A 7,301-nucleotide genomic window follows, 5' to 3' on the forward strand; every position below is an offset into this window, starting at 1 on the left:
GTTATTTCTCCTTTTTTATGATCACTTTTTGTTGGTAACTGCACGGAAAATATACATCCCCACAGGCATAATAACGTGGGGGGTTTAACGTGGTTTTCTCTCCTTGTCTAAAATCAAATACAGGTAATGGCTTGGGCATAACCTGTGTTTGGCACGAACTCAAAAGCATGACTGGTACTATCCAAAATCCACGAATGTTTATTTTCTTATTGATGGATGTAAAAACTCTTAAGTATGAAGGCACAAAAACTAACGCTGAAATCAATCGGTTCATTAGCATGCCCCCTGAAACATCGGGAGCCGTCTACGTCTAAATACCGCTAAACTCAGCACAAAGGTCACACAAAAAACAGCAAGGTTTTGGTCTTGATTTCGGATAAAAGAAGCGTGCTCCAAAATCCCTATTGGCAGTACCATCCAAATCATTTGAAGGAGAAATTCGATAAAAAAAGAAAATCCATGCTTTAACGAGTTATTTCTTATGTGAACCAGGATTACTGCACCAAGATATAAACAGGAAGTAGAAGATAAATACGCTCCTAACACTACGCCATACACTACAAGACATTTAAACCAATAAGTGGTCATGAGGTATTGTGTATATTCCACTGGGTGTGCAGAAAAAATAATAGACAGTATTAACCCAATAAATAAACAATAAATTCCATATACCCCAATAAAAGACCCTACTTTTTTTAATCCAATACCCATTATTTTTTCATCCTTTCTTTTTTTTAGACAAAACGATCCCTAGACTAAAATTTCAGCCTGTTTTTTTGCCTTTATTTATTTTTTTGCTTGATGGAATTAAGTAATCAAATAATTACTTACAAAAATTTCGACTTCATGTCCTGTCGTTTTAATTTCCTTTATTACTGGATTAATCAATGAATGAAATTGGGAACAATAGGTTCGATTATTTTTTATTGCTTGCAGTTCTAATTCTGCATATTTAATCGCAGTCAAAATCCTTTCTGGTTTTTCCAATTCAAATTGTTTGCCTGTCAATTCTAATGATTGAGCCACACCCTCAATATCACCTACACAATAACTATCAGGATTTGATCGTGCTAAACTGAGCAAATGATGTGATATGTTCAGGCATTGCCTTGCAATCCGTTGGCCATTAAGCTCAGACGCATAACAAAAACTCTGTAGTGCACTCCACAAAAACAGTGCTGATAGAGCAATTTTGGATATTTTTTTCATCATGACTCATCCCTTCTTCTTAATTTCCCTTAAAAAATTCCAGAAATGCTTTTAACCAAATCCTGCTCTAGTGCACCACGCGCATCAGAAAACTTTAAGTTCACTTTATCTGCATTGGAAACAATACGAGTACGATATTTCTGATATTTACTTGATTTTGAATAACTTTGTAATGTGGTACTGGAAGAACCGTTAGCTACATTAGATTTAAATTGCTCTTTTACCTGTACACCACTTCCTACACGCTCACTAATGAGAACATCAGTTATCATCGTATAATTAACTGCTTTAACCAGGGAGTCAGCAGCTAAACCAACCAGACCTCCAGTAACCCCTCCTGCTATCATTCCAGTACTGCTGTTGGAAAACGATCCTAAAGCAGTTCCTGCGACAGCTCCCGCTACTGCGGAACCATATCCTCCGCCAAGCGCTGATTTGCTCGCTGCGACACTCATCTTACCAACCTTACGTACATTTGCCTGTAACCAATAATGAGCATTATTAGGATTGGATACTACTTTATAACCTTTTTCTATTAGGGAACTTTTCAATGAAGAAGTAATATTAACTTCTTCATCAGAAGTATTTTTAATAGAAAGAAAAATTGTCTTTTGCTTTGGTGAAACTGGCTCTAAAAAGACCGTTTCACTTTGTTTGGTATTTACTTGCAATGAGCCATGTTCTAGTACGGTTTGGGTTGCAGCACAGCCCGTTAAAATTACAACTGCGCCAACTAATAAAGTTTTTGATATCATTTTATTATTTGCTTTCATGCTTAATCCTTGTTTGCCTTAGTTTTATTTTTTTCAAAAATCTCTAATCGATGTACTGGCATTTCTTTAGGTGCTGATATCCCTACATCAACCTTGCCATCTACGTTTTTAAGAATAGTGATGCATATATCCTCGCTGATCATAATGCTCTCACCTTCTTTTCTGGACAAAATCAACATCTCTATTTTAATTCCTCACTTAATGGAATCGCATGATCCAACTCAGAGATTGATCGATATTTATTTAAATGATCTTCCAATCGTAACGTAGCCTCCTGAATCTTTTTTCTATTTGATCGACCACATGATTCTGACAAAAGACGATTCGCACTTTGTGATAGCTGAATCGTGATATGAACTTTCCTGTAATTGTTATTTGATTCCAATTTAATTTCCCTCTAAAATGAGTCAATGCTATCAATTAAATGATATTTGCATATCACATATAAATAATATTATGATATGTTGATATCGTAATGTAAAGAGGTTATTTGAAATGAGAAAATTTTCTATTGAAATGGAAGTTAGAGACAATGAGCTTGATGCTCAGGGTATAGTAAACAATTCTAATTATATGATTTACCTGTCTCATGCTCGTCATAAACATGGGGAAGAACTAGGTATTAATCATACATCTTTTGCAGAAACAGGATTAAATTTGGTTATTACTTCATGTACTATGAAATTTAAAAATGCTCTTGTAGCTAATGATAAATTTATAGTGACCAGTGAAATATCGAACGGAGAACTTCCATTCCACTGGTCTCATAAACAAGATATCAAAAGGTTAAGTGATGGGAAAATTATTTTAAAAGCAATATTCAATGCTACTTGCGTTAATAAAAAAACAGACGATGGTAATAAATTATGTATTCCTGAAATAATTGATCAGCTAATTAGTTAGAGCAATGAGTGCTTTTCAAAAAATTATTCTAATATTTTTAGTTACTGCCGCATCTATAGTGGCAACATTCATAACTCCAGGAATGAATGAACTAAAAAATTTATTTTTAATCTCAAGTCATTCTCTCAGCTATGTCATGACTATTTATTTAATGGGATATCTTCTAGGGCAGATATCCTTTGCTATTTTCTCTAATAGATATGGCGGTATTTCCAGCTTAAGGTATGGATTTATATTATGTTCAGCAGGTTTTATTTTACAATATTTATCGGTTAAATTTCCTACCTATTATATTTTTCTTTTAGGGAGATTTATTACTGCTTTTGGTTTATCTTCGGGGCTAGTTTGTGGCTTTGCAATTATCAAAGATAATATTCTTCCAAATGAAGAAAAGGGTTATTTTTCAATAATTGCGATTGCATTTACAGGTTCTATTTACTTTTCCATATTTATTTCAGGAACACTACTAAAGGTAGTGGGGTTGCTGTTTATTTTAAAAATACAGATATTTTATACTTTCTTATTATTAATATTTACATTTTTTGTACCTAATACAAAAGTGTTTTCTTATAAAAAAAAACAACCTATTGCGCGATATCAATTTTTAAATTATAAGCTAATTTCTTATGCTATGGCATTATCTATTACAACCATCATTGCATACTGTTACTCATTCTACGCCCCGCTTATTATGATAGATAATTTTAGATTAGAGCTTCAAGATTATGGTAATTATAATTTAATTAACATGTGTGGATTGTTTTTAGGAAGCACTATTTATAGCAAAATAAACCACGTAATTGAAGAAAATACGATAATAATATTTAGTTTAATCTCTATTGCATTAATAGGATTACTATTAGTAATGAGAGGGATTGGTAACGACCTAGGTTTTCAACAGTTCATTTATTCATTTTTCGCGATTAATTTGTTTTCTGGAATAATTTATCCGGCAGCCACTTTTAAATCTCTGGAGTGCGGTAGTTGCAAGACATATTCTTCAGCAACAATGAATATAATAAAGATCGGTATGCCCAGTATGGCTTTATATCTTTCTCTATTTATATCCTCAAATAATTTTTTAAATTTATCATTAATAATCGTGCTATATTCTAGTATCTATCTGATTTCTGTAATAGCAATTCGGAAATTAAATGAGGTTGTTTTCTTAAAATAAAGGTATAAAGTTCATGATATACCTCTTTTCTTTTTTTAAGAACATTAAATCCAAAGTTAATGTCGGTATACTTGCCTGCAACATTCAACATTAGCCTAGAGCCATTACCATTTTTTATACAAAAGCCTACCCCATGTGTTATATTTTTAGATTTCCTAATATCATCTAATGCTTTTGCTGATTCTGTTTGTGGCGAATATAAATCCCAAACTATTGTAAATGAATTATCATGTAAACTCATTTGGCTATTTGCTTCATTTAATAAATGACAGCTTTTATATAAACCTGTAGACGTGAATTCATCTGCCCAATCTAAATTACTGGATTTAGAATAAATAACTTCGTTATTACCATCAAAAATCAATAATGATACATAAGTTGCACCAATATTTATAAGGTCATTATTTATCTGCCAAAATTGATTTTCATTATTTAAGGCCTTCTTACTATCCACTGTATCTTTCCTATAGCTTCAACATGTTCAGTATCTATTAATTCTGTAGCTTTATCAAAATTTTTTATATTTATTTGATTAGTAGCATCTTTCAAAACACCTACAACTAGCCCTGTAACTCTTTTTTTTAAAAAAATAAGTTCACCTTGAAGTGATCTTATTTCAGTATTATCTAATAAGTTTACACCACCAATATAATCGCCATACTTAATGAAAGGGCTCATAAAATTATTTTTTACCTGACCAAAAATAAAATTTCTAATTTGTCTATTAATATCTAATAACTGTTCTTGGGCAATACTATCAAAATCTATCTCATCAAATCGATCTCTTTGTAGTAATAATGGAGGTGCCCCAACACCATCTTTCAGCCAAATTTCCGTAACAAATAATCCATGTTCTTGAAAGAAATTAATCATAGAAATCAATTTCTTACATGGTATCCTAACCGTATCTAATTCCCATCTTGCCAAAGTTGGTATAGATGCAGAGCCCCACTTTTCAGCAAGTTCTTTTCTTGTTAAGCACAAGGATGATCTACAATATGTTATTCGATCACCGATTGTATTTGTTATTACGTCAGCCATTGTATAGTTAATATATGATTATTATTCAAGATGATATGATGATATCATATCTGATTCAATATTACGAAAACTGAATACCCTGTGAAATAACAGGGTTGTTATTTTATGCCCGAACTCAAAAGTGTCCATACGTATGGACACTCGTTATAAAAAAATCAAATCACTTCTAGGTAATTTTTTAAATGCTCTACCAGTTTTTTTAAGCTCTCACGATCTAAGTTAGTAGTTGGCAGAACAATTTTATTATGATCTACCTTAAATAATATTTTATTCTTAGAAGAATATACATTCTTAGAAATTTCTTTATTTTCTTTTTCTAAAATTTTTTTTATTTTTGATGAACCGGCTCCTTTTTGAATCTCACTAGCAATTGATAACAACTCTGCAAGTACATTAGGATCGCTATCCAATAATTGTTTTATAAAGCATGCGGTTTTTATAGTGACCTTCCTCATATCACCAACAGCTTCCCATAACTCACTAGGTATTGATGAAAAAGAAAGTAAATTGCTTAATGATGATTTAGATATACCTAATCTTTTTGCAAGTGTTCTCTGTGAGATTTTTTCTTCGCTAAGAATTTTATAATAACTTACACTCTGAGAATAGTGTGATAATTCTTGTTTTATATTTTCTGCTGCCTGTAAAATAAACGCATCTTCATCTGTAAGATTTTTAATTACGGCTTTTACTTTCTTATTTATAAGAGAACACGCTCTCCATCGCCTTTCTCCCGCAATGACTTCATATTTATCATTTACCTCTCTCACCACAATAGGTTGAACTTGTCCATTTTCTGAAATATTCAATGCTAACTCATGAAGATCTCCCATTTCAAAATTTTGCCTATCCGCATATTTCCAATTAATACAATCTAACGGATCAATTTCTTTAATAACTTCATCATTACTGTTATAGAAGTATTCTTTTTTTTCAGCAGTATTAGTAATAAATAAAGAACCGAAATCTTTTGCATTTGATTTATTTTTCATAATTTTCTCATTATAAATTTTGAATTAACTCATCCAGTACTTTATTAAACTCAACCAGAGGCTTCTCGCCCTTTCTTTTTTCTTTTTGGGCATATTCTTCTATTGAGTTTGAATAAGCGGGGGTTTGGCTTTCAATAACAGCTGTACACTGAGATATTTCATTTGTTAAAACTAAGTCTCCGAAAGCTTCATGGAGCTGATCTCTAATATTTTTATAAACAATAGTGTTTCTGTTAACTCTGTTAAGAATAATTCCTGCCAGCTTAAGTGAAGGACTTAATCCTGGTTGTTGCGCCACTTTTATTTTTTGCATCAACGATAAAAGCCCTTGCATATGATATGCTTCTGGGTATACAGGAATAACGATATTATTAGAGGCTATTAAACCAGAAATAAAAACAGTTCCAAGAGAAGGTGGTGAATCAATAATGACATAAGTGAACCCATACTTCAGTGCCATTTTTTTTATGGAATCTCTAAGATTGAAAAATACTTCAATAGCTGTTTTTTTATCGATATCTACTAAATTTTCATCCGACCCTATTAAGTAGAGGTTATTGTCTATTTTTACAGGTTCTATTTCTTTACCTAAATGTACAAGTGTAGAGGATTGCTGTGGTGGATAATTTTCCTTGCCAAGCAAAGTAAAAGATAGATTTCCTTGTGAGTCATTATCAATAACTAAAACCTTCTCACCTCTTTTTGCCAACATTTTTGAAAAATTCAAGGATAACGTTGTTTTTCCACAACCGCCTTTTTGATTCGCAAATACTATAACCTTTAAATCTTCATTTTCAATTGTAGGTTTCTCCATCCAATATTTAAATAACCTTATAGCTCTATCAGGAACTTCTTTATACCCCTCAGTATCTTCTGACAAAAGCCATTTTTTTACTGAGCTAATAGAGTAGCCAGTAATCTCAGCAATATCATTCTGAGTCAGTTTAAATTCTTGTTTCCAGCCATGAATCAAAGAATTATTATAGTTCATTTTTTATTCCTGTGATTGAAATCAATCTCAATTATAGTTCACTTAGGAATACTTTCAATAGCAATTTGGTTTTTTTAAACTATTATTGTTGACATGAACAAAAATGATCATTAAATTAGTACTATCGGCAATATCTATAGAAATATAGAAACTTTAGAGATTAGAGATTAGAGATTAGAGATTAGAGATTAGAGATTAGAGATTAGAGATTAGAG

At 31.7% G+C, this 7,301-nt stretch carries 12 protein-coding genes; 2 read left to right on the plus strand and 10 right to left on the minus strand.

The window, feature by feature from the left end; all coding sequences use genetic code 11:
• Nucleotide 1: 1 nt before the first annotated feature.
• From Q0495_RS08130 to Q0495_RS08155, 6 genes are all read right to left on the minus strand, one after another.
• Complete coding sequence (locus Q0495_RS08130; RefSeq protein ID WP_298624847.1) at nucleotides 2-274, minus strand: hypothetical protein; 273 nt, start codon at nucleotides 272-274, stop codon at nucleotides 2-4.
• The gene (locus Q0495_RS08135; RefSeq protein WP_298624848.1) at nucleotides 274-711 is read right to left on the minus strand and encodes a hypothetical protein; all 438 of its coding nucleotides are present in this window, start codon (nucleotides 709-711) and stop codon (nucleotides 274-276) included. The genes Q0495_RS08130 and Q0495_RS08135 overlap by 1 nt, the downstream gene beginning before the upstream one ends.
• Nucleotides 712-807: 96 nt before the next feature.
• Nucleotides 808-1,212 carry a hypothetical protein gene (locus Q0495_RS08140; protein WP_298624850.1) on the minus strand — a complete coding sequence of 135 codons (405 nt, stop codon included), beginning with the start codon at nucleotides 1,210-1,212 and terminating at the stop codon, nucleotides 808-810.
• 26 nt (nucleotides 1,213-1,238) lie between these two features.
• Nucleotides 1,239-1,982 carry a complement resistance protein TraT gene (locus tag Q0495_RS08145; RefSeq protein ID WP_298624851.1) on the minus strand — a complete coding sequence of 248 codons (744 nt, stop codon included), beginning with the start codon at nucleotides 1,980-1,982 and terminating at the stop codon, nucleotides 1,239-1,241.
• 2 nt (nucleotides 1,983-1,984) lie between these two features.
• The gene (locus Q0495_RS08150) at nucleotides 1,985-2,161 is read right to left on the minus strand and encodes a carbon storage regulator (RefSeq protein WP_298624853.1); all 177 of its coding nucleotides are present in this window, start codon (nucleotides 2,159-2,161) and stop codon (nucleotides 1,985-1,987) included.
• Nucleotides 2,162-2,163: 2 nt separating this feature from the next.
• Nucleotides 2,164-2,367: a TraY domain-containing protein gene (locus Q0495_RS08155; RefSeq protein ID WP_298624855.1), complete on the minus strand. Its 204-nt coding sequence runs from the start codon at nucleotides 2,365-2,367 to the stop codon at nucleotides 2,164-2,166.
• 110 nt (nucleotides 2,368-2,477) lie between these two features.
• On the opposite strand from Q0495_RS08155, the gene Q0495_RS08160 reads away from it, so the two are divergent.
• Together Q0495_RS08160 and Q0495_RS08165 are read left to right on the plus strand one after the other, a co-directional pair.
• Nucleotides 2,478-2,885, plus strand: coding sequence for a thioesterase family protein (locus Q0495_RS08160; protein ID WP_298624857.1), 408 nt, complete (start codon nucleotides 2,478-2,480; stop codon nucleotides 2,883-2,885).
• Between the two features lie 4 nt (nucleotides 2,886-2,889).
• Nucleotides 2,890-4,062, plus strand: a complete 1,173-nt coding sequence (locus Q0495_RS08165) for an MFS transporter (RefSeq protein ID WP_298624859.1) — start codon at nucleotides 2,890-2,892, stop codon at nucleotides 4,060-4,062.
• Here Q0495_RS08165 and Q0495_RS08170 read toward each other — a convergent pair.
• The 4 genes from Q0495_RS08170 to Q0495_RS08185 form a co-directional block, all read right to left on the minus strand.
• Nucleotides 3,998-4,516 (minus strand): hypothetical protein, encoded by a 519-nt coding sequence (locus Q0495_RS08170; RefSeq protein WP_298624861.1) that lies wholly within the window; start codon nucleotides 4,514-4,516, stop codon nucleotides 3,998-4,000. The two genes, Q0495_RS08165 and Q0495_RS08170, sit on opposite strands and share 65 nt — an antisense overlap.
• Nucleotides 4,495-5,103, minus strand: coding sequence for a hypothetical protein (locus Q0495_RS08175; RefSeq protein WP_298624863.1), 609 nt, complete (start codon nucleotides 5,101-5,103; stop codon nucleotides 4,495-4,497). The genes Q0495_RS08170 and Q0495_RS08175 overlap by 22 nt, the downstream gene beginning before the upstream one ends.
• Before the next feature lie 155 nt (nucleotides 5,104-5,258).
• Nucleotides 5,259-6,095, minus strand: a complete 837-nt coding sequence (locus Q0495_RS08180) for a ParB/RepB/Spo0J family partition protein (protein WP_298624865.1) — start codon at nucleotides 6,093-6,095, stop codon at nucleotides 5,259-5,261.
• Nucleotides 6,096-6,105: 10 nt separating this feature from the next.
• Nucleotides 6,106-7,086, minus strand: coding sequence for a ParA family protein (locus Q0495_RS08185; protein ID WP_298624867.1), 981 nt, complete (start codon nucleotides 7,084-7,086; stop codon nucleotides 6,106-6,108).
• Nucleotides 7,087-7,301 lie beyond the last annotated feature (215 nt).

Origin of the sequence: uncultured Legionella sp., assembly GCF_937871865.1 — a bacterium.
Taxonomy (GTDB): Bacteria; Pseudomonadota; Gammaproteobacteria; order Legionellales; family Legionellaceae; genus Legionella.

Bases quoted from the DNA above. Each gene is read 5' to 3' on its own strand.
- Q0495_RS08130 (WP_298624847.1), bottom strand. From the start codon at position 274: ATGAACCGATTGATTTCAGCGTTAGTTTTTGTGCCTTCATACTTAAGA.
- Q0495_RS08135 (WP_298624848.1), bottom strand. From the start codon at position 711: ATGGGTATTGGATTAAAAAAAGTAGGGTCTTTTATTGGGGTATATGGA.
- Q0495_RS08140 (WP_298624850.1), bottom strand. From the start codon at position 1,212: ATGATGAAAAAAATATCCAAAATTGCTCTATCAGCACTGTTTTTGTGG.
- Q0495_RS08145 (WP_298624851.1), bottom strand. From the start codon at position 1,982: ATGAAAGCAAATAATAAAATGATATCAAAAACTTTATTAGTTGGCGCA.
- Q0495_RS08150 (WP_298624853.1), bottom strand. From the start codon at position 2,161: ATGTTGATTTTGTCCAGAAAAGAAGGTGAGAGCATTATGATCAGCGAG.
- Q0495_RS08160 (WP_298624857.1), top strand. From the start codon at position 2,478: ATGAGAAAATTTTCTATTGAAATGGAAGTTAGAGACAATGAGCTTGAT.
- Q0495_RS08165 (WP_298624859.1), top strand. From the start codon at position 2,890: ATGAGTGCTTTTCAAAAAATTATTCTAATATTTTTAGTTACTGCCGCA.
- Q0495_RS08175 (WP_298624863.1), bottom strand. From the start codon at position 5,103: ATGGCTGACGTAATAACAAATACAATCGGTGATCGAATAACATATTGT.
- Q0495_RS08180 (WP_298624865.1), bottom strand. From the start codon at position 6,095: ATGAAAAATAAATCAAATGCAAAAGATTTCGGTTCTTTATTTATTACT.
- Q0495_RS08185 (WP_298624867.1), bottom strand. From the start codon at position 7,086: ATGAACTATAATAATTCTTTGATTCATGGCTGGAAACAAGAATTTAAA.